Origin of the sequence: Pseudomonas protegens (genome assembly GCF_003363755.1) — a bacterium.
GTDB classification, from domain to species: Bacteria; Pseudomonadota; Gammaproteobacteria; order Pseudomonadales; family Pseudomonadaceae; genus Aquipseudomonas; species Aquipseudomonas danubii.
Map to the genome: position 1 here is coordinate 5,691,809 of NZ_CP031396.1, position 21,356 is coordinate 5,713,164.

Consider the following 21,356-nt stretch of genomic DNA (forward strand, 5'->3'; position numbering starts at 1 on the left):
CATTCGGTTCTCTTCTTGTGGTGGAGGCTGCCTACATGGCCCACGAGCTCTATACCCGTACCAATCAGAAAATCTACTTTGCCGGCCTGGCCCTCGAGTCCCTGGCCCGGGCTGAAGAGGGGCGGGCGATGAATGCCCAGGCACAGGTTCAGGCCGGGCGCGAATCGGTGCTGTTCCACCTGTACGGTGCCTTGCTGGGGCTATGCCACGAAATTGCAGGGTTCTACCGGCTACCGCAGGCCAATACTGCACGGGTCGAGCAGATCCTTAGCCGTGAAGTGCTGGATAGCATTGCGATTCCCGAGCTGGCGGAGCTGGTGGAATTGGCGCAGAGCCCGCAGACCTGGCTGGCGCAACTGCTATCCGCTTACAGCGAACTCTTTCAACCGCCGCGAGCACCACACAAGCCCAAGGGTGATGTGACCCAGCCGCTGATCGTGGCGGTCAATCTGGACGAGGAAGAGTCGGAGCAGGAACTGAGCCGGGAAGAGTTGGAAAGTTGGCGGCAGAATCTCAAGGCCCTGGCCATTCGTTTTCGAGATGGCTTGAACGAGTGTTGAGCCTGAGCGTCGCTTGATGCGCGACGCGTTTAATTGATCAAGGAAGATTTATGTTGTTCTTCTTGCGTGACCAAGCGCTAGTTCGCCTGCTGAGCGATTGCCAGATGCGAGTCATCAACGCTCAGTCCAAGGCGGATCTGCTGGAGGTGCTCGACCGGCTGGAGATATTCCCCGGTGGCCTGGAGTTCGATCATGTGCAGTCAATAACGCTCCTGGTGCTGGCGTTTGCCGCGCTAGCGGCTGGGTTGTTGATGGATGGCATGGGCGGAATGTTCTGGGTGTTTATGGCTCTTTGTTTCTTCAGCTACCGGGTCAGCAAGGGCGTCTCTGGGGCGTTGACGGATCTGGCGGCGAGCATTACCCGCAAGTGCATGATGTTGGGCAACGACTTGAGCGAATTCGACAGCAGTGCCGACTGGCGCCTGAAGAGACTGGACAACGAGTTCACCGATTACCAGCGGGGCAGCGAGATTGAGCAGCGCCGTATCCTGGACTCGCTCCAGGGGATGTATCGAGGAGAGCGGCATTCGCTGGCATTCGAGTATCACCATCTACGATATGTGATCTCCAGTCGCGAACGTGAGGCCAGCGGAGGCTTCAGGACGGTTTACACGAACTACCACCGCTACAGTCTGGTGGTGGATTTCCCTTGGGTGAGAGAGATTGCGGTTCGGTCCAGCCCCTTGGAAATACCGCTGTCTGGACAGCCCTTCAAGACCGACCGCGACGATTTCAATCAGACCTTTGTGCTGCGCGGCATTGACCCCGCCCGTTGCGAGCGCTTCGCCACGCTTGCGACGCTGGATCTGTTGATGGCGCTTTCGCGCCAGCTCCATGGGGTCAATCTGGAGTTCTCCAGCCAGGGACGGCTCTGCCTGAGCTTCAACAATGAAGACATCATGGCTTATGCCGATCCGGGGTTGCTGAGTGATCTGGCGGTCTTTCGTGAGCGGATCGAGGCTGGCATCGAGTTGCCGAAGTTGTATCCGTTGTTGGCGCAGATAGAGCGGTTGGCCCAGCAGCACGACGGTCATGTTGTTACTGCTGTCGTTCCACAGACTTCTGAATCCGGCGAATTGAGCAAGGAAGAATGATGCAGTTTCTCAAGCATGATGCCGAGCTGGTCCGCTTGTTGGCCAACTGCGACGCGGAAGTTGCGCGCGCCAGGTCAAACGAGGATTTGCTGAAGGTTATCGACAAGCTCCGCACTTTCAAAGGTGGGTTGAAATTCGATCATGCCCAGCCCCTGGTGCTGTTGATGCTGGCTATTGCTGCGGCCGTGCCTGCCATGGCTGGTGTGATCCCGATGGTGTTTGTTGCGGCGTGCCTGGGTTTTGCCAGTCTGTACATCTGGATGAGCCGTAAGGCGGTCTTTGACGAGCTACCGAAGAAGATAGCCCGTAAATGTTCGTTCCTCAGTAATGGTCTGTGGGACCCGGGTGGATCAGCTGATGAGCGTTTCAGGCAATTGAGCAGTGAGTTTGATGACTATGACCGTGGCAATGACAGTCGTCGTATCGAGGCTTCGGCCAAGGGGGTCTATCAGGGAGCTCGGCACGAGCTGTCTTTTGTCTTTCACCACCTGCGTTATGTGAACTCTCATATCAAGAAAAAATCCGATGGCGAGTCCGAGCGGGTGTATGAGAGCTTCGATCGCTTCAGTCTGGTGGTGGAGTTCCCCTGGGTGAGGGGCGTGGCAGTGCGCAGCAATCTCCCGGATAAAAAAATTACCAGGCGCAAGGTCTTCGAGACTACCTTCGATGACTTCAACAGGACTTTCATGTTTTGTGGTGAGAGTGAGCTGGCTTGCGCAAGGTTCGCAACGCCCACCACCCTGGTTTTCTTGCTGGGTCTTTGTCGGCAGCTGAAGAATGTGAATCTGGAGTTTTCCAGTCAGGGGCGCTTGTGTCTGAGCTTCGATGATGCCGAAGTCATGGCCTATCAGGACCCGGGAACCCTTGAGGACCTTCCGGGCTTCTACGCAAAGATCAAGCAGGGGCTTAAATTGCCGAACCTTTTTCCGGTTCTGGCCCTCGTGCATGAGTTGGCGGAGTTGCAGGACAACAATTTCGAGCTTCCGCTGACAGTCACCGATGATATGGAGCAGTAGGGTATGGAATTGTTGTTATTGATTGCGATTGTCTTGGGTGTTCTTGCCTATGTGCATTACAACAAGATCGTCAGCGCTTATAACCGCGTGCAACGGGCCTGGTCAGATGTGCTCGCCTACCAGAGGCAGAAGATCAAGGTGCTGGATGTGCTTGAGCCGCAAGTGGCCGGTTTTCAGGATTACGAAAGCCAGTTGCTGGAGAAAATAGTCGGGCTCCGTAGCGCGATCACCAGCTTGCCATCTGTGGCGGATGGCGAGGCGTTGAAGTCGGTGGATCGGGAGACCAAGGCGTTGCTGGGAGGGTTGAACCTGGCGTTTGAAGCCTATCCCGAGCTCAAGTCTGCGGAGCTGATGAACAACCTGATGCGTGAGGTAGCCGAGCAGGAGGGCAATGTCAGCGGCGCCATTACCCTGTTCAATCTGAATGTGGAGCATTTCAATAACAGCATTCAGTTGTTTCCCGGCTCGCTGGTTAATCGGTTGACCCTGAAAAAGTCACTGGTCACGCCGTTTTCCGACAGCCAGGCGTCGGCGGGTTTTGAATACAAGCCGAATTTCTGAGGGGCTCTGCTGCGCCTCTTTGGCGGGTTCGGCTTAGGGGGCATCGGGTGGAGAAGGGAAGGTGGTGCGTCGAGCAGTGGCTGCTGCCATGCAAGATCCTGAGCGAGGTGGGGGTTATGACTGATATAATCCCCGCCTTTCGTGGAGACCAGACTTTTATGCCAACGTCCTTTCTAGAAATTGTCGAATTGCCAGACGGTCGTATTGAGCTGCGCAGAGCTGAGGACGAGGGTTCTCTGGTTACTTTGGATTTTTCCGAGGATGCCAAAGTCTTTTTGCAAGGTCAGCATGTGGAAGTGGCCAAGGCCATGTTGAGCGTCGGCGTGCAGATGGCCGGACGCTTGGTTGAAGGTGAAATCGACAAGGAAGACGGTCCGCGGGTTCTCCACTAAACCCGTTTATCGGTTTTCTTCCGGTTATTCGTCATATTTGTTTCGGCTTCTCAATCCTGGAGAAGCCTCGCGTCATTCAAGCGCATTTACTGTGACTTCCCGGTATTTATCCCAGGCGAATATTCAGGCTTTGCGCATCACCCGTGCGTGCGGCACTGATCAATTGTTGCCGAGCACTGCCGCTTAGCGGGTTCAGCCAACTGACCACGGTATGGCTGCGGCCCAGTCTTAAGGCTTCACAAGCGAGCTGCTGCGGGCTTTGATTACCCCGTGGATGCAGCAGCAGGATGCGCTCGCGATTCAGTCCAGCCTCCCGCAACCAGCTTTGGGTCAGGCTGGATGGAGGGGCGATCAGGGTCAGCCAGCGGGCGTCCTGATCCTGACTCAGCTCCCTGAGGATGGGGGCCAGAAGGTTCAGGCAGTTCCCGGTGGCGCCGCGCAGCGACAGTTCACTGAAGGCTTCTGGATCGTTGTTCCAGGGCGATTCGACCGCTTCCTTGAGTACGGGCGCCAGTGGCTGGGCCAGGAACGCTTCGAACAGTGGTAGTTGTGCTTGCTGTGGTGTCTGGGGGAACTGCATGGAGCCTCCTTTAGCGGCGAATGACGCCGACACTCAAGCCTTCGATCACCAGTTCCTGATCTTTCAGGTTGACTTCGATAGGGGCAAATTCCGGATTCTCGGCGATCAGCCAGACCTTGCTGCCTTCGCGCTTGAAGCGCTTGACCGTGACTTCATCGCCGATGCGCGCGACTACAATCTGGCCATTACGAGCTTCGCGGGTGGTATGCACCGCGAGCAGGTCGCCGTCGAAGATGCCGATGTCTTTCATGCTCATGCCTTGGACCCGAAGCAAGTAGTCGGCGCGAGGATTAAAGAAGGTCGGGTTAATGTTGCAGGACTCTTCGATGTGCTGTTGGGCGAGAATGGGGGCGCCGGCGGCGACACGACCAATGATGGGTAGCGAGTCGTCGGTTTTGGCTTCAAAACCGGGGATGCGAATGCCGCGAGAGGCTCCTGGAGTCATCTCGATAGCGCCTTTGCGGGCCAGAGCCTTGAGGTGTTCTTCGGCGGCATTGGGTGACTTGAAGCCCAGCTCCTGGGCAATTTCGGCACGGGTGGGGGGATACCCGTTGTCTTCGAGGCAGCGTTTGATAAAAGCCAGAATCTCAGCTTGGCGTGGCGTCAGTTTTAGCATGTCGATCGCTCTGTCTTTTTATACAGTGACTGGGATTATATACAGTGAGTGTCACTTGGCAATCCTCCTTTTTCTGGGGGCTACCGGGCGGTCGTCATCCTGATGCTGGAATCCGTTGCCGAAGGCTGGCTACAGAGGTCGGTAGGTATGATTAAATAGCGCGCCGTATGGCCTCTGCAGAGGCCGGCAGGCTTGACATTGCAGAGCCTGAAACGTATGTTTCAAACAAGTGTTTGTCAGGCGGAGTAGCCATGGCCCAGTCGGAAACCGTTGAACGCATTCTCGATGCTGCCGAGCAGTTGTTCGCGGAAAAAGGTTTTGCCGAAACCTCGTTGCGGCTGATCACCAGCAAGGCCGGGGTCAACCTGGCGGCTGTCAACTATCATTTCGGTTCCAAGAAGGCGTTGATCCAGGCAGTGTTCTCGCGCTTCCTTGGACCTTTCTGCATCAGTCTTGATCGCGAGCTGGAGCGGCGGCAGTCAAAACCGGACAGCAAGCCGAGTCTTGAGGAGTTGTTGGAAATCCTCGTCGAACAGGCGCTGGTGGTGCAGCCTCGTAGTGGTAACGACCTGTCGATCTTCATGCGTCTGCTGGGACTGGCCTTTAGTCAGAGCCAGGGCCATTTGCGGCGTTATCTGGAAGACATGTACGGCAAGGTATTCCGCCGTTATATGTTGCTGGTTAACGAAGCGGCGCCGCGTATTCCCCCCATCGAGTTGTTTTGGCGTGTGCACTTCATGCTGGGTGCTGCGGCCTTCAGCATGTCTGGTATCAAGGCGCTGCGTGCCATTGCCGAGACCGATTTCGGGGTCAATACCTCCATCGAGCAGGTGATGCGGCTGATGGTGCCGTTCCTCGCCGCCGGCATGCGTGCCGAAACCGGGGTCACAGACGAAGCCATGGCTAGCGCTCAGCTCAAGCCGCGTAGCAAGTCGGCCCCGGCAGTCGCCAAGGCTTGACCTCACGGGTGGGCGCGACAGCTTACATCCGCTAAGCTAGCCGCCCATGCCGATTCCCGTTTTTACCCCTGTGCTTTCCTCTCGTCGATGTCGATCGGCTCGGCTGTGTCCCTCGCGGATACGGCCTTGTCTGCGTCGCCAGGAAGCCATCGCTGATGGCGCGCGTATTTGTGATTAAGGAAATTTTATGACCGTTGGCCTGCAAGGCTCCTTGATGGTGGACGTCGCCGGTACTTGGCTGACGGCTGAAGATCGCCAACTCCTGCGCCAGCCGCAAGTGGGTGGATTGATCATCTTTGCTCGCAATATCGAGCATCCGCGCCAGGTGCGTGAGCTCTGTGCGGCGATCCGCGCCATCCGTCCTGATCTGCTATTGGCGGTGGATCAGGAAGGTGGCCGGGTACAGCGGCTACGCCAGGGCTTTGTTCGTCTGCCGGCCATGCGCGCCCTCGCGGATAACCCGAATGCCGAATACCTGGCTGAACAGTGTGGCTGGATAATGGCCACCGAAGTGCTGGCTGTGGGCCTTGATCTGAGTTTTGCTCCGGTCCTGGACCTTGATCATCAGCGCAGTGCGGTAGTGGGCAGTCGGGCTTTCGAGGGGGATGCGGAGCGCGCGGCGTTGTTGGCCGGTGCCTTTATCCGCGGCATGAACAGCGCCGGGATGGCGGCCACGGGCAAGCATTTCCCCGGGCATGGCTGGGCCGAGGCCGATTCCCATGTGGCGATTCCCAACGACGAGCGCAGCCTGGATGAGATTCGTGCCAAGGACCTGCTGCCATTTGCGCGCCTGAGCAAGCAACTGGCGGCAGTGATGCCGGCTCATGTGATCTACCCGCAAGTCGACCCCCAGCCGGCCGGTTTCTCTCGGCGCTGGTTGCAGGACATCCTGCGCGGCGAGCTGCAATTTGACGGGGTGATCTTCAGTGATGACTTGTCCATGGCCGGCGCTCACGTGGTGGGGGATGCCGCGAGCCGGATCGAAGCCGCTCTTGGTGCCGGTTGTGACATGGGCCTGGTGTGCAATGACCGTGCTGCGGCCGAGCTGGCATTGAGCGCGGCGCAGCGCCTGAAAGTGCAGCCGTCGCCGCGCATTGCACGGATGCGTGGTCAGGCGTTTGCCAATATCGAGTACAAGCAGGACCCTCGCTGGCTCAAGGCCCTGGAGGCGTTGAGGGCTGCCCAGCTGATTGACTGAGGACGCCGACTAATGGGCACCAGGAGCAACTCCCGGGTGCCCATATCGGGTCAGCGGCCGGCTTTGTTGTCCGGCAGCGGGGCGAACAGGGCTTCGATGTCTTCACTCTGCAGCTTCCAGTCGCCGGCCTTGCGCCCGTCCAGTACGCCTGCCGCCAGGTCCGACTTCTCCTGTTGCAGGAGCTGGATCTTCTCCTCCACGGTGCCCCGGGCAATGAGCTTGTAGACGAACACCGGCTTTTCCTGGCCGATGCGGTAGGCGCGGTCGGTAGCCTGGCTCTCGGTCGCCGGGTTCCACCACGGATCGTAGTGGATCACGGTGTCGGCCTCGGTCAGATTCAGGCCCACGCCGCCCGCTTTGAGGCTGATCAAAAAGATCTGCAGCTTGCCGCTCTGGAAATCCCGCACCGGCGTGCGCCGATCCCGGGTCTGGCCGGTGAGCAGGGCGTAGGCGATTTTGCGTCGTTTGAGCTCGGCTTCGATCAGGCTCAGCATCGAGGTGAACTGCGAAAACAGCAGAATGCGCCGGCCTTCTTCGAACAACTCCTCAAGCATCTCCATCAGGCTGTCGAGTTTGCCCGACGAGCTGCCCCGTGCCGGGGGCGAGTCGTTGACCAGGCGCAGGTCGCAGCACACCTGGCGCAGCTTGAGCAGCGCTTCGAGGATGATGATCTGGCTGCGCGCCACGCCCTTGCGGGTGATCTCGTCGCGGACTTTCTTGTCCATGGCCAGGCGCATGGTTTCGTAGACATCACGTTGCGCCTCGTTGAGCTCGACCCAATGGATGATCTCGGTCTTGGGCGGCAGCTCGGTGGCCACCTGCTCCTTGGTGCGGCGCAGCAGGAAGGGTTTGATCCGGCCGTTGAGGTGCTGCAGGCGCACTTCGCTGGCGTGCTTTTCGATCGGCACCCGGTAGTCGCGGTTGAAGCTCCTGGCATCGCCAAGCCAGCCCGGCAACAGGAAGTGGAACAGCGACCAGAGTTCTCCAAGATGGTTTTCCAGGGGCGTGCCAGACAGGCACAGGCGCTGCCGGGCGTTGAGTTCGCGTGCGGCTTGGGCGGCCTTGCTCGACGGGTTCTTGATGTACTGCGCCTCGTCTAGGATCAGTACGTGCAAGGGCTGCGCGGCCAGCAGTTCAACATCCTTGGGCAGCAGTGCATAGGTGGTCAGCAGCAGGTCGTAGTCGGCCAGTTGCGCGAAGTGTTTCTTGCGTCCCGCGCCATACAGCGCCAGAACCTTGAGTTGCGGGGTGAAGTGCGCCGCTTCGTCCAGCCAGTTGGGAATCAGGCTGGTGGGCATGACCACCATGCAAGGGCGGTCCAGGCGGCCGGCGTTTTTCTCGCTGAGGATATGGGCCAGGGTCTGCAGGGTTTTGCCCAGGCCCATGTCATCGGCGAGGATGCCGCCCACTTCCAGCTGGCGCAGGGACTGCATCCAGCTCAAGCCTTCCTGTTGATAGGGGCGCAGGGTGGCATTCAACCCTTCTGGCACCGGCGCCGAGTAGTCCTTGATGTCGCGCAGGCGCTGGGCAAAGGTGCGGATATGCTCGCCACCCTCCCAGAGCAGTGGCAGGTCCTGCAGTGGGTTCAGGCGTGTGGCATCGGCACTGCTCAGGCGCAGGGCGGTTTCCCCGGGCTCATGCAGATAGAACTCACCCAGGGTTGCCAGCACCGGTTTCAGGCGGCCGTAGGGCAGTGCCACTTGCAGCGGGCCGTGCAAGGAATTGGGTCGGTTGGGGATGTTCACCAGGATCAACTCATCGTCACGGCGCCTGGCCAGGCGTTCCGGGTTGAGGAGTTCGGTGTGGGAGCGCATCAGGTTAAGTAGGATCGGCAGCAGGCTCAGGCGCTCGCCATTGACGATGATCCCCAGTTCCAGGTCGAACCAGTCGCGCCCTGGCGCTTCGTCGACGCTGGCGTACCAGTCGTCCACGGCTGTCAGGTCGAAGCCGAAGCCTTCGTCGATCTGCAGCTCCCAGCCCTGGTTGCGCAGCTTGGGCAGCTCATTGAGGGTGAAGGTCAGCCAGGCGCTGTCGTTGACCATCTCGAACAGCTCGCCGGCGCTTTCCGGTAACGCCTTGCTCTGCCGGGTGGCGATCTTGAAACCCAGGTTTCGCAGTTGCTCGCGCCAGCCTTGCTCACGCTCGGGGTGGCGCTTTATACGCAGGGTCTGATGCTCCTGGCGGATGATCACATCGGCATACTTCTGGCCGCTGACGTGTTCGCCCATGTAGTTGAATGACAGTGCGGCGCGGTGCTGGATATAGCGCTGCATCTTGCCGTTGCGTGGTTCGAAAGCGCTGAATTCGATGCTTGCCAGCCACAGGCGCGGCACGGGTTGCACATCCTCCAGCAAGTGCTGTGGCGGCGCGGCGGGGCGGCGGCTGTCGAGGACAGCGGAGAGTTTCTCCAGCAGCTCGGCATCCTTGGCGGCGGTGGGGAAGGCCAGGGTTTCTTCCACTTGCAACAGCACGGCGGCGATGTGTTTGCAGTTGCTGCGGACCGGGCAGGTGCAATGAGCGTCGATCAGCAGCAGGTTGCCCTTGCTCGATTCTCGCAGGCTGATGTTCTGCCGATAGACATTGCCACCGGAGCCTTCGCAACTGGCAGTGATAGCGCTGTCTGCGGCAGTCACGATGCGCACGCGTCTTTCCAGGGCGTAACGCCGGCCACGCTCCAAGGTTTGTTCCTTGAAGCGATTGACCCAGGACGGGGCCAGGGGTTTGGTCAGGGGCGGGGTCATAGGGACTTCGATCAGTCCGGTATTTCAGTTGGAGCAGGGCGCGGCGCCGGTGCGGTGAGCGAGGTGATCTTAATCAGCAGCGCCAGGTGGCCGTTGTCCAGGTAGTTGAGCTGACCGTTCTTGGTGTGGCTTTGCTGCTTCAGGCGTTCGCTGCGGGTGACCAGGCCATTGCTGTCGATCTGGTTGATCCAGAAGTCTGCGTCCACATCGGTGAAGCGCCCGAGCTTGAGGTTCAGGGTGCCCTCGATGGGGAACTGGCCGAATTGCTCCGGCCCGTCGCTGAGGGCCACCTTGACCGGGGTTTCCCCCAGGGTCTGCTGCCAGGCCTTGTGCAGCAGCACGCTGTAGTTGCCGCTGGCGTTGAGCTTCTCGACGATCCCGCCCAGGGACGGGGTGCGCTGGCTGTCCGGGCTCAGGCGTTGAGCGCCGGCGGCCCAGTCTTCCGGGGCAGCACGGCTGAGGATCTGCGGCTCGGCATTCTGCCGTACAAGGATCATTTCCACCTGGTACAGGTCGTCGGCAAACGCCATCGGCGCGATCAGAGTCAAGAGCAGGGACAGGGAGCGGAACAGGCGCATGGGGCGTCCTTCAAGCAGTTTTCGGGGTGAGGCGTTCAAACAGCGCCTCCAGTGTATTAAAGCGCTCTTCCGGGCGCTCCATCGGCACCATGAACTTGAACAGGGTTGCGCCTTCGAATTTGTAGCGTTTGGGCTGGCTCTGAATCAGTTTGATCAGTGCCAATGGGTCCACCGGCGTATCTGCGGCAAACTCGATGCGCCCGCCTTGCGGGCCGCCATCGACCTTCTTGATCCCCAGGGTTTCGGCCTGGAGTTTGAGCAGGGTCAGGCGGACCAGGTTCTTGGTCGGCTCCGGCAGCAGGCCGAAGCGGTCGATCATCTCCACTTGCAGGTCCTTCAAGCCGTCCTCGTCGGTCGCCGAGGCAATGCGCTTGTAGAGGATCAGGCGGGCGTGGACATCCGGCAGGTAGTCCTCGGGAATCAGTGCCGGCAGGCGCAGGTTGATTTCCGGGCCGCCGCCCAGGGGCTGGTCGAGGTTTGGCTGTTCGCCCTTGCGGATGGCCTTCACCGCGCGCTCGAGCATCTCCATATAAAGGGTGAAGCCCACAGCCTGGATCTGCCCGCTCTGGCCGTCGCCCAGCAGCTCGCCAGCGCCGCGAATCTCCAGGTCGTTGGTGGCCAGCACGAAACCGGCCCCCAGGTCCTGGGTATTGGCGATGGCTTCCAGGCGCTTTTCAGCGTCCGGGGTGATTTGCTGGCGCGGGGGTGTCAGCAGGTAGGCATAGGCCTGGTGGTGACTACGGCCGACCCGACCGCGCAACTGGTGCAACTGGGCCAGGCCGAACTTGTCGGCGCGCTCGATGATGATGGTGTTGGCGCTCGGCACGTCGATCCCGGTCTCGATGATGGTCGAGGCGATCAGCACGTTGAAGCGCTTGTGGTAGAAGTCGCTCATCACCTGTTCGAGTTCGCGTTCGCGCATCTGCCCATGGCCGATGCCGATCCGTGCTTCGGGCACCAGTTCGGCCAGGTCGGCGGCGCATTTCTCGATGGTTTTCACGTCGTTGTGCAGGTAGTACACCTGGCCGCCACGCAGCAGCTCACGCAGCAGGGCCTCTTTGACCGTGCTCTTGTTCTGCTCCATGACAAAGGTGCGCACCGACAGGCGTCGCGCCGGCGGCGTGGCGATGATAGACAAGTCGCGCATGCCCGAGACGGCCATGTTCAGGGTTCGGGGGATCGGCGTGGCGGTCAGGGTGAGGATGTCGACTTCGCTGCGCAGGGCCTTGAGCTGTTCCTTCTGGCGCACCCCGAAACGGTGTTCTTCGTCGATGATCACCAGCCCCAGGTTCTTGATCTTCACATCGTCCTGCAGCAGCTTGTGGGTGCCGATGACGATGTCGATCTTGCCTTCGGCCAGGTCCGCCACCGCGGCGTTCACTTCCTTGGCCGACTTGAAGCGGCTCATCACCTCCACGGTCACCGGCCAGTCGGCGAAGCGGTCGCGGAAGCTGTTGTAGTGCTGTTGGGCGAGCAGGGTGGTGGGCACCAGGATGGCCACTTGCTTGCCGCCGTGGACCGCAATGAAAGCGGCGCGCATGGCCACTTCGGTCTTGCCGAAGCCGACGTCGCCGCACACCAGGCGGTCCATCGGTTTGCCCGAGAGCATGTCCTCGCGCACCGCTTCGATGGTGCTCTGCTGGTCCGGGGTTTCCTCGAAGGGGAAGCCGGCGCTGAAGGTGGCGTAGTCGGCCTTCGGATCGGCGAAGGCGTAACCTTCCCGGGCGGCGCGCCGGGCATAGATGTCCAGCAGCTCGGCGGCCACATCGCGCACTTGCTCGGCGGCCTTGCGCTTGGCTTTCTGCCAGGCTTCGGAACCGAGGCGGTGCAACGGCGCCAGGGCGTCGTCGCTGCCGGTGTAGCGGGCGATCAGGTGCAGGTTGGCCACGGGCACATAGAGCTTGGCGCCCTCTGCGTATTCCAGGGTCAGGAACTCGGCCGCCTGGTTGTCGATCTCCAGGGTCGCCAGACCCAGGTAGCGGCCGACACCGTGGTCGATGTGCACCACCGGCGCGCCTTCGCGCAGCTCGGTGAGGTTCTTGATCACTGCATCATTATTGGCGTCGGCGCGTTTTTCCCGGCGCCGACGCTGCATCACCCGCTGGCCGAACAGTGGGCTTTCCGCCACCAGGGCCAGGGCCGGATCGTCTAATACCAGTCCCTCGTCCAGAGGGGCAATGGTGATCGCCAGGCGCTCCTTGCTGGCGACGAAATCCGGCCAGCTGTCGACGGTCTTCGGTCGCAGCTTGAGGCGTTCCAGCAGCTCCAGCAGCACTTCCCGGCGGCCGGCGGATTCGGCGGTGAACAACACTCGGCCGGGGAACTCGTCGAGGAAGCCCGAGAGCGCCGCCAGCGGCTGGTTGGCCTTGGCTTCGATGGCCAGGTTGGGCAATTCGTGGGCCGGGAAACGCTCGCGGCCGACGCCGGTTTCGATGTCCTGCTGGCTCGCCACCACCCGTGGCCAGTTTCTCAGGCGGGCGAAGCAGTCTTCCACCGGCAGGAACAGTTCCGCCGGAGGCAGGAGCGGGCGCGATGGATCGACGCGGCGCTCTTCATAGCGGTTGCGTACATCGTTCCAGAAGTTTTCCGCGGCCTGTTCGATGCCCGGCAGGGAGAACACTTGGGTGTCCTGGGGCAGGTAGTCGAACAGGGTCGAAGTCTCTTCGAAGAACAGCGGCAGGTAGTACTCGATACCGGCCGGGGTAATCCCGCTGCTCAGGTCCTGGAAGATCGGGCAGCGGCGGAAGTCCACGTCGAAGCGTTCGCGAAAGCGCGCCTTGAAGCGAGTCACTGCTTCTTTCTGCAGAGGGAATTCCTTGGCCGGCAGCAGGCGCACCGAGTCGACCTTGTCGATGGAGCGCTGGTTCTCCGGATCGAAGGTGCGCAGGGTCTCGATTTCGTCGTCGAACAGGTCGATGCGGTAAGGCAACTTGCTGCCCATGGGGAACAGGTCGATCAAGGCGCCGCGCACGGTGAATTCGCCGTGCTCATAAACTGTATCGACGTAGCGGTAGCCGCTGGCCTCCAGGCGCGTGCGCATCTGTTCCACATCGAGCTTCTGGCCAACGTCCAGTACCAGGCTGCTGCCCAGCAGGAACTGGGTTGGCGCCAGGCGGTGCAGGGCGGTGGTGATGGGCACCACCAGTACGCCGTGCTCCAGCTCCGGCAGCCGGTAGAGGCTGGCGATGCGCTGGGAAATGATGTCCTGGTGCGGCGAGAACAGGTCGTAGGGCAGGGTTTCCCAATCGGGGAAATGCAGCACCGGCAGATCCGGGGCGAAGAAGCCCAGTTCCTGTTCCAGCCGGTCAGCGCTTTGGCTGTCGGCGGTCAGCAGGAGGGTAAAGCGCTTGGCGGCGCTGGCGGCTTCGGCGATGGCCAGGCTCAGGGCGGCACCGGGCAGGTTGCCCCAATGCTGTTTACCGGCGGCGGCAGGGAGTAGCGGTAGACGCAGGACGGGCACGGACGGTCAAGCTCCAAGCGTTGCGACGAAAGTCGGTAATTGTAACGGCCCCGGGTGGCCACTGTCAGTGGCTGATGCGTCTATTACGCCGGTCAGGGCAAATGTAGTGGCTATGACAACAAAATGTGCTTTTTTGGCGGAAATGTAGTGCCGAATTTGCTCGGTGTTACGGAGGGTTACATACAGGTTGCTTGGCTGTCCAAAAAATTGACGCGGCTGGAAGCCGCGGTTTTACTGGCCTCCAGCATAGTGGTGTTTTTTTGCAAGGGCTTTTTGTTACGTTCCGCACGACAGGCGCGCATTGCTACGAGAGGGACTCGGCGTCATAATGTAGCCCCTTTTTTCTGCCCCTACATGTGGAAGGTTCCCGTGACTCAGAAGCCCGACCAGTGTCTTGGTGAATGGATCGACCGTGAAGCACTCGCAGAAGCGATGATTCCGCTTATCGGTCAGCTCTACCGCAATAACAATGTGGTGAGCTCGATCTATGGCCGCAGCCTGATCAACCAGTCTGTCATCGCGATTCTCAAGGCTCATCGCTTTGCTCGCCATCGCTCCTCCGACGACAGCGAACTCTCCGTCCACGAAACATTCCCTCTGCTTAAAGCAATGAGCGAGCTCAAGCTCGGCGCAGCTTCGGTAGACCTGGGCAAGTTGGCGTTCAAATTCCGTAACGAAGGCAATGGCCGCAGCGCCGAGCAGTTCGTTCGCGAAGAAATGGCTGACGTGGTTGGCCAGCAAAACGCTTCGGCCCGCAAAGGCACTGACGTTGTCCTGTACGGCTTCGGTCGTATCGGCCGTCTGCTGGCGCGCATCCTGATCGAGAAAACCGGTGGTGGCGACGGCCTGCGTCTGCGCGCCATCGTGGTGCGCAAAGGCGCTGAAAACGACCTGACCAAGCGCGCCAGCCTGCTGCGTCGCGATTCGGTACACGGTTCGTTCAACGGCACCATCACCATCGACGAAGAAAACAACACCATCACCGCCAACGGCAACCTGATCCAGGTGATCTACGCGAAGAACCCGACCGAGGTGGACTACACCCAGTACGGGATCAAGAATGCGCTGCTGGTGGACAACACCGGTGTATGGCGTGATGCCGACGGCCTGGGCCAGCACCTGACCTGCCCGGGTATCGACCGCGTGGTTCTGACCGCACCTGGCAAAGGCAAGCTGAAGAACATCGTTCACGGTATCAACCACAACGAAATCACTGCTGACGACAAGATCGTGTCCGCCGCTTCCTGCACCACCAACGCCATCGTGCCGGTGCTCAAGGCGGTGAATGACAAGTTCGGCATCATCAACGGTCACGTTGAAACCGTTCACTCGTACACCAACGACCAGAACTTGATCGACAACTTCCACAAGGGCGATCGCCGTGGCCGTAGCGCCGCGCTGAACATGGTGATCACCGAGACGGGTGCTGCTACCGCTGCTGCCAAGGCCCTGCCTGAGCTGGCCGGCAAGCTGACCGGTAACGCGATCCGCGTTCCAACGCCAAACGTGTCGATGGCCATTCTCAACCTGAACCTTGAGAAAGCCGCCACCCGTGAAGAGATGAACGAGTACCTGCGCTACATGGCGCTGCACTCCGATCTGCATAAGCAAATCGACTTCGTCAATTCGCAGGAAGTGGTGTCCACCGACTTCGTGGGTTCGCGTCACGCCGGTGTTGTCGACGCTGAAGCGACCATCGTTCAGGACAACCGCGTTGTTCTGTACGTCTGGTACGACAACGAGTTCGGTTACAGCTGCCAGGTTGTGCGCGTGATGGAAGACATGGCAGGGGTCAACCCGCCAGCATTCCCACGCTAAGCGACTGCTGAAATGAAAACGCCCCGACTTGTCGGGGCGTTTTTGTTTGTGGCTTTCGCCTGCGAGGCCGGCGTCATTTGTAGGTGCCAACTTGTCCGCGCTGTTGGCTGTCAGGCGCTGCCAGCCGCCTGCGCTGTACGCAGTTCGTGGCGGTTGCCACGGAACAGCACCAGTGTCGCAATCAGCCCCAGCACCGCCGCGCCGCTGAGCCAGATGCCCGGTGCCGCCTGGTTGCCCAGAACGTGGATCAGGTAGGTGCAGGCCGCCGGGGTAAAGCCGCCGAAGGTTGCGGTTGCCAGGCTGTAGGCCAGCGAGAAGCCGGTGGTGCGCACTTCCACCGGCATGATTTCAGTCAGGGCCACCACCATCGCGCCGTTGTACGAGCCATAGAGGAAGGACAGCCACAGCTCGACGATCAGCAGGTGGCTGAAGCTGGGGTTGGCCACCAGCCAGGACAGCGCCGGGTAAGCGGTGAAGATGGCCAGGATGGTGGCGCCCAGCAGCAGCGGTTTACGACCGATGCGGTCCGACAGCGAGCCCATGACCGGCAGCCAGAAGAAGTTCGACAGGCCGATGCACACAGTCACCAGCAGGGCGTCGAAGTCCGACAGGTGCAGCTCGGCCTTGCCAAAGGTCGGGGTGTAGGCGGTGATCAGGTAGAAGGACACGGTGGTCATCACCACCAAGGCCATGCCGGCAATGACGACTCCGAAGTTCTGACTGATGGAGCGGATGACTTCCTGCAGGGTGGGGCGATGTTTGCGGGCCTGGAACTCGGGTGTTTCCTCGAGAGAGCGGCGGATCATGAAGATTGCCGGAACAATCATGCAGCCCACCAGGAACGGCACGCGCCAGCCCCAGTCACCCATTTGTTGGGGGCTCAGCCAGTGGTTCAGACCCACCCCCAGCAAGCCGGCAAACACCACGGCCGCCTGTTGGCTTGCCGATTGCCAGCTGACGAAGAAGCCCTTGCGACCCGGTGTCGAGATCTCGGCCAGGTACACCGACACGCCACCCAGTTCCACGCCAGCGGAAAAGCCCTGCAGCAAGCGACCCAGCAGCACCAGCAGTGGAGCGGCGACGCCGAGAGTGGCGTAGCCCGGCACGCAGGCAATCAGCACAGTGCCCGCGGCCATCAGTACCAGGGTAATGATCAGGCCCTGGCGGCGGCCGTGACGGTCGATGTAGGCGCCGAGGAAGATTGCTCCCAGTGGACGCATCAGGAAGCCGGCGCCGAAAGTGGCCAGGGACAGCATCAATGAAGCGAAAGCGCTGTCGGCCGGAAAGAAGGTCTTGGCGATTGCCGTGGCGTAGAAGCCATAGACCATGAAGTCGAACATCTCGAGAAAGTTGCCGCTGACAACGCGAAAGATCGCCTTGCCGTTGCCCGTGGTCGTGGACATTTTTTCACTCACTTTGGCTGTTTTGTTAGCAATCCCTGGTCAGTACTCGTCCTCACTGCAAAGGTGGGGCGCGAGGCAGCACGCTGAACAGTTTTGTAACAATATGTGTGCTGGTGGCGTCAGGCAACAAAAACTCTTGGGTGCTGCGCGATGGCTCTGGGTCGAGCTTCTGGTGCCGTCCAGGCTGGCAGGTCTGGCGCGCATGCCGCATCCGCCTGTCGCATAATGGCCATTTGTGTTGTCAGCTCGCCCTCTGGGGCAATTGATCTGGAGGGGAATCGTGTCGGGAGGGCGATGGTGGTGGAACGCATTGTGGGGGGCGATGGCGCTGTTGGCGGGCTGCGGTGGCGATCGCTTGCACAGCGTCTCCGGGCCGACCATGGGCAGCACCTACTCCGTTCAGTACGTGCAGCGCCCCGGCGTGCCGGATGAGTCGCGGGTCAAGGCCGAGGTCGGGCAAATCCTGGCCGAGGTTGATCGGCAGATGTCCACCTACCGCAGTGACTCGGATATCGAGCGTTTCAACGCCTTGCCCAGCAACAGCTGCCAACCGATGCCTGAGTCGGTGTTGCACTTGGTGCGAGTTGGCGAGCAGCTGTCCCGGGACAGTGGCGGCGCCTTTGATCTGACGGTGGAGCCGCTGCTCGACCTCTGGGGCTTTGGGCCTCAGGGGCGAGAGGAAAAAATTCCCAGTGCGTCAGCCCTGGCCGAGGCTCGGCAGCGGGTCGGACATGGGCACTTGCATATCGAAGGCCTGGAGCTGTGCAAGGATGCGCCGGTGGAGGTGGACTTCAACAGCCTTGCCGCCGGTTACGCAGTGGATCGCATCGCCGTGCGGCTTGCGCAGTTGGGGATCGACAGTTTTCTCGCCGAAGTCACTGGCGAGCTCAAGTCCGTGGGCCGCAAACCGGACGGCGCGCCCTGGCGTATCGCCCTGGAGGAGCCGCGGGACGACCAGCAGGTGGCCCAGCGGGTGATCGCACTGGACGGTTATGGTGTATCCACGTCTGGCGACTACCGTAATTACTTCGAGCAGGACGGCCAGCGCTATTCCCATACCTTCGATGCCAGGCTTGGCAAGCCCATCACTCACAGGCTGGCGTCGGTGACCGTGATTCATCCTTCGGCACTCATGGCCGATGGCCTCTCTACGCTGTTACTGATTCTTGGTCCCGAAGCAGGCTGGGACTACGCACAAAAACACCGTATCGGCGCATTTTTTGTGATGCGTGCCGATAAAGGCTTCGTCACACGTAGCAACCCGGCGTTCGATGCGTTGTTGGCCGGACCAAAACAATAACCAGGCACGCTGTTGTGAATGCTGTAGTGCAGGCAAAAGTAGCCTACGACGCGACCAAGGGTTAATGTGCGCGGCGTTGACGCTTCTATAGACTGTGCCCGGGTTCGTAACCGAGCCAAATTGATCCTTCATGCCGCTGGCCGCGGCATGATTTAGCCGGAGATGCCAGAAGGGCATCTCGGCCTGTTCTGAGGAGTACGCATGGCTGTCTACAACTACGACGTAGTGGTGCTGGGCTCGGGCCCCGCTGGAGAAGGTGCGGCAATGAACGCCGCGAAAGCAGGACGCAAAGTGGCGATGGTCGATAGCCGTCGCCAGGTCGGCGGCAACTGCACCCACCTGGGTACCATTCCGTCCAAGGCCCTGCGTCACTCGGTCCGGCAGATCATGCAGTTCAACACCAATCCGATGTTCCGGGCCATTGGCGAGCCGCGCTGGTTCTCCTTCCCGGACGTGCTCAAGAGCGCCGAGAAGGTCATCTCCAAGCAAGTGGCTTCGCGCACCGGCTACTATGCCCGCAATCGGGTCGACGTGTTCTTCGGCACTGGCAGCTTCGCCGACGAGCAGACCGTGGAAGTGGTTTGCGCCAATGGCGTGGTGGAAAAACTGGTAGCCAAGCACATCATCATCGCTACCGGTTCGCGTCCTTATCGCCCGGCGGACATCGATTTCAGTCACCCGCGTATCTACGATAGCGACACCATCCTCAGCCTTGGCCACACCCCGCGCAAACTCATCGTTTACGGCGCCGGGGTCATTGGTTGCGAATACGCCTCGATCTTCAGTGGTCTTGGGGTGTTGGTGGAACTGGTGGACAACCGCGGCCAGTTGCTCAGCTTCCTGGACTCGGAGATTTCCCAGGCCCTGAGCTACCACTTCAGCAACAACAACATCACCGTGCGCCACAACGAGGAATACGACCGCGTTGAAGGTGTGGACAACGGGGTGATCCTGCACTTGAAATCCGGCAAGAAGATCAAGGCCGACGCCTTGCTCTGGTGCAACGGCCGGACCGGCAACACCGACAAGCTGGGCATGGAGAATATCGGGGTCAAGGTCAACAGCCGCGGCCAGATCGAAGTCGACGAGAACTACCGCACCTGTGTGCCGAACATCTACGGTGCCGGTGACGTGATCGGCTGGCCAAGCCTGGCCAGTGCCGCCCATGACCAGGGACGCTCGGCCGCCGGCAGCATCGTCGACAATGGCAGCTGGCGCTTCGTCAACGATGTACCGACCGGGATCTACACCATTCCGGAGATCAGCTCGATCGGCAAGAACGAGCAGGAGCTGACCCAGGCCAAGGTGCCTTACGAAGTGGGCAAGGCGTTCTTCAAGGGCATGGCCCGTGCGCAGATCGCCGGCGAGCCGCAAGGCATGCTGAAGATCCTGTTCCATCGGGAAACCCTGGAGGTCCTCGGCGTGCATTGCTTCGGTTACCAGGCTTCGGAAATCGTCCACATTGGTCAGGCGATCATGAGCCAGCCGGGTGAGCACAACACCCTGAAGTACTTCGTCAACACCACCTTCAACTACCCGACCATGGCCGAAGCCTATCGGGTAGCAGCGTACGACGGCCTCAACCGGCTTTTTTGAGCGGCTCCGGCCGGTGGCCTGAGCCGGCCGGGGAGACCGATTTCAGTAATTCTCGAGGGTGGCGCTGGCCAAACCGGGAAAGTCTGTAATCAGGCTATCTACGCCGAAGTCGGCGAGCCTGCGCATCAGCGCGGGCTCGTTGACCGTCCACACTGACACATGCAAGCCCTGACGCTGCGCCCTTTGCAGTCGCTCCGGGGTGCACAGGGTCCAGTTCAGCGCAAGAATCTCGCAGCCATAGCTCTGGGCGACCTTCAAGGGGTCGAGCCAGGCGTATTCGGCTACCAGTCCGCGAGACAGGTCCGGGGTCAGTTCGACCGCCGCTTTCAGCACTTCCCGCGAGCTTGAGGTCACGGTGACCTTGTCCAGCAGGCCGAAGCGTTGGGCCATTTCCCGAATCGCCAGCACTGTCGTAGCGGCGCGGGTGCGTGAGGCGCTCTTGACTTCCAGCTGCCAGTGCTCGAAGTCGCATTTCTCGAACAGCTCTTCCAGGCGCGGAATAGGGCAGGGGCTGACCCAGCCCGGGCCGCCTTTGCGTGCGTCGTAGGTCACCAGTTCGGCGGCGGAATGCTCCACCACCTTGCCGCGCCGGTCAGTGGTGCGCTTGAGGGTCGGGTCGTGAATCACCATCAGCTCGCCGTCCATGGACAGGTGCAGGTCGAGCTCGCAGCGGCGCACGCCGTGCTTGAGACATTCCTGAAAGCTGGTCAGGGTGTTTTCCGGTGCTTCGCCTTTAGCGCCGCGATGGCCATAGATCAGGGTCACAATTGCTCCTTCACGGATGTTGTTCCTTAAGAGGGGGGCAGGCTTGCGGCTCAACCAGCGGCGGGGTCTGTCTGGTCCCGGGCCATGCGGCGTTGCTGAGCCTGTTTTTGCAGGATGTAGCGCGCCAGCAGTTGGCGCTGGGCATCGGTCAATGCTTCGAATTCGGTGCCGATCTCGAAGGTGCCGAAGCTCTGTGGCTCACAGTGGATGACCCTGGCTCGCAGCAGCAGGCCCAGGGCTTGCGGCATCAACAGCAGTTTCACCGCCAAGTGGCTGCCGCTGGGATAGCTCAGATGGTGGTTGAACTCGATGCCGCCTTCGGAAAGGGTGACCCGCTGCGGCTCGCCGAACTTGCCGAACACGGTCTGCGCCACCACTTGGCTGAGCAGGTCGATGCGTTTGTTCATGGCCTTGAGGTAGCTGGCCAGGGTGCGATCGCGCTCGCTGACCTGGCGCAGCAGGTGCTGTGATTCGAATTCGCTCAGGTGCAGTTCGCTGAGTAGATTGAACAGCGGAGACTCATCCTGCAACACTTCCTTGCTCGCCGCGTCGTGGGCGGACAAGGGGCTAATTTCCAGTGCGATCGTGTCCTCGATACGGTAGTATTCGCGGCGATCTTCTTCATCTAATGTCGACATGGCGAACCCATGGTAGAGGCAGTGGTCTGAGTGTAAAGCTGCTTACCAGGCCCCGCCACAAGGACGTCTTCTTTTCCTCTG

General features: G+C 60.6%; 18 protein-coding genes. 10 read left to right on the forward strand and 8 right to left on the reverse strand.

The window, feature by feature from the left end; all coding sequences use genetic code 11:
• The first annotated feature begins 35 nt into the window (after positions 1-35).
• The 5 genes from DWF74_RS25820 (at position 36) to DWF74_RS25840 (ending at position 3,623) form a co-directional block, all read left to right on the forward strand.
• Positions 36-560 (forward strand): DUF6586 family protein, encoded by a 525-nt coding sequence (locus tag DWF74_RS25820; RefSeq protein WP_102863777.1) that lies wholly within the window; start codon positions 36-38, stop codon positions 558-560.
• 50 nt (positions 561-610) lie between these two features.
• On the forward strand, positions 611-1,654 hold the full coding sequence (locus DWF74_RS25825) for a hypothetical protein (protein WP_115581958.1): 1,044 nt from the start codon (positions 611-613) through the stop codon (positions 1,652-1,654).
• On the forward strand, positions 1,654-2,670 hold the full coding sequence (locus DWF74_RS25830; RefSeq protein ID WP_115581959.1) for a hypothetical protein: 1,017 nt from the start codon (positions 1,654-1,656) through the stop codon (positions 2,668-2,670). Before DWF74_RS25825 ends, DWF74_RS25830 begins: the two co-directional genes overlap by 1 nt.
• Positions 2,671-2,673: 3 nt before the next feature.
• Positions 2,674-3,231, forward strand: coding sequence for a LemA family protein (locus tag DWF74_RS25835; RefSeq protein WP_115581960.1), 558 nt, complete (start codon positions 2,674-2,676; stop codon positions 3,229-3,231).
• Between the two features lie 158 nt (positions 3,232-3,389).
• Positions 3,390-3,623 (forward strand): hypothetical protein, encoded by a 234-nt coding sequence (locus tag DWF74_RS25840; protein WP_102864101.1) that lies wholly within the window; start codon positions 3,390-3,392, stop codon positions 3,621-3,623.
• Between the two features lie 106 nt (positions 3,624-3,729).
• Here the strand turns inward: DWF74_RS25840 and sulA are convergent, their stop codons facing one another.
• The gene (gene sulA, locus DWF74_RS25845; protein WP_102863773.1) at positions 3,730-4,203 is read right to left on the reverse strand and encodes an SOS-induced cell division inhibitor SulA; all 474 of its coding nucleotides are present in this window, start codon (positions 4,201-4,203) and stop codon (positions 3,730-3,732) included.
• Between the two features lie 10 nt (positions 4,204-4,213).
• Positions 4,214-4,819, reverse strand: coding sequence for a transcriptional repressor LexA (lexA, locus tag DWF74_RS25850; RefSeq protein WP_102863772.1), 606 nt, complete (start codon positions 4,817-4,819; stop codon positions 4,214-4,216).
• A 251-nt stretch (positions 4,820-5,070) separates the two neighbouring features.
• Between lexA and DWF74_RS25855 the strand changes: the two genes are divergently transcribed.
• Both DWF74_RS25855 and nagZ read left to right on the forward strand, forming a co-directional pair.
• Entirely contained in the window at positions 5,071-5,778 is a 708-nt protein-coding gene (locus DWF74_RS25855) for a TetR/AcrR family transcriptional regulator (RefSeq protein ID WP_016967101.1), read from the forward strand.
• 187 nt (positions 5,779-5,965) lie between these two features.
• Entirely contained in the window at positions 5,966-6,976 is a 1,011-nt protein-coding gene (gene nagZ, locus DWF74_RS25860) for a beta-N-acetylhexosaminidase (RefSeq protein WP_115581961.1), read from the forward strand.
• Positions 6,977-7,026: 50 nt separating this feature from the next.
• On the opposite strand, the gene DWF74_RS25865 is transcribed toward nagZ, so the two are convergent.
• Genes DWF74_RS25865 through mfd form a run of 3 tightly spaced genes read right to left on the reverse strand, consistent with a single transcriptional unit; the run spans position 7,027 to position 13,755 of the window.
• Positions 7,027-9,717 (reverse strand): DEAD/DEAH box helicase, encoded by a 2,691-nt coding sequence (locus DWF74_RS25865; protein WP_115581962.1) that lies wholly within the window; start codon positions 9,715-9,717, stop codon positions 7,027-7,029.
• Between the two features lie 11 nt (positions 9,718-9,728).
• A complete protein-coding gene (locus tag DWF74_RS25870) occupies positions 9,729-10,295 on the reverse strand; it encodes a CsiV family protein (protein ID WP_115581963.1) in 567 nt (188 codons plus the stop codon).
• 10 nt (positions 10,296-10,305) lie between these two features.
• Positions 10,306-13,755 (reverse strand): transcription-repair coupling factor, encoded by a 3,450-nt coding sequence (gene mfd, locus DWF74_RS25875; protein ID WP_115581964.1) that lies wholly within the window; start codon positions 13,753-13,755, stop codon positions 10,306-10,308.
• 354 nt (positions 13,756-14,109) lie between these two features.
• Between mfd and DWF74_RS25880 the strand changes: the two genes are divergently transcribed.
• Complete coding sequence (locus tag DWF74_RS25880; protein WP_102863767.1) at positions 14,110-15,573, forward strand: glyceraldehyde-3-phosphate dehydrogenase; 1,464 nt, start codon at positions 14,110-14,112, stop codon at positions 15,571-15,573.
• Between the two features lie 110 nt (positions 15,574-15,683).
• Here the strand turns inward: DWF74_RS25880 and DWF74_RS25885 are convergent, their stop codons facing one another.
• Positions 15,684-16,976 carry an MFS transporter gene (locus tag DWF74_RS25885; protein ID WP_115581965.1) on the reverse strand — a complete coding sequence of 431 codons (1,293 nt, stop codon included), beginning with the start codon at positions 16,974-16,976 and terminating at the stop codon, positions 15,684-15,686.
• A 322-nt stretch (positions 16,977-17,298) separates the two neighbouring features.
• On the opposite strand from DWF74_RS25885, the gene DWF74_RS25890 reads away from it, so the two are divergent.
• Both DWF74_RS25890 and sthA read left to right on the forward strand, forming a co-directional pair.
• Entirely contained in the window at positions 17,299-18,276 is a 978-nt protein-coding gene (locus tag DWF74_RS25890; RefSeq protein WP_115581966.1) for an FAD:protein FMN transferase, read from the forward strand.
• A 201-nt stretch (positions 18,277-18,477) separates the two neighbouring features.
• Complete coding sequence (sthA, locus tag DWF74_RS25895; RefSeq protein WP_016967736.1) at positions 18,478-19,872, forward strand: Si-specific NAD(P)(+) transhydrogenase; 1,395 nt, start codon at positions 18,478-18,480, stop codon at positions 19,870-19,872.
• A gap of 42 nt (positions 19,873-19,914) precedes the next feature.
• Here sthA and DWF74_RS25900 read toward each other — a convergent pair whose 3' ends face one another.
• Both DWF74_RS25900 and DWF74_RS25905 read right to left on the reverse strand, forming a co-directional pair.
• Entirely contained in the window at positions 19,915-20,637 is a 723-nt protein-coding gene (locus DWF74_RS25900) for a glycerophosphodiester phosphodiesterase (RefSeq protein WP_016967735.1), read from the reverse strand.
• 50 nt (positions 20,638-20,687) lie between these two features.
• Positions 20,688-21,275 (reverse strand): PilZ domain-containing protein, encoded by a 588-nt coding sequence (locus DWF74_RS25905; protein WP_102863764.1) that lies wholly within the window; start codon positions 21,273-21,275, stop codon positions 20,688-20,690.
• Between the last annotated feature and the right edge of the window lie 81 nt (positions 21,276-21,356).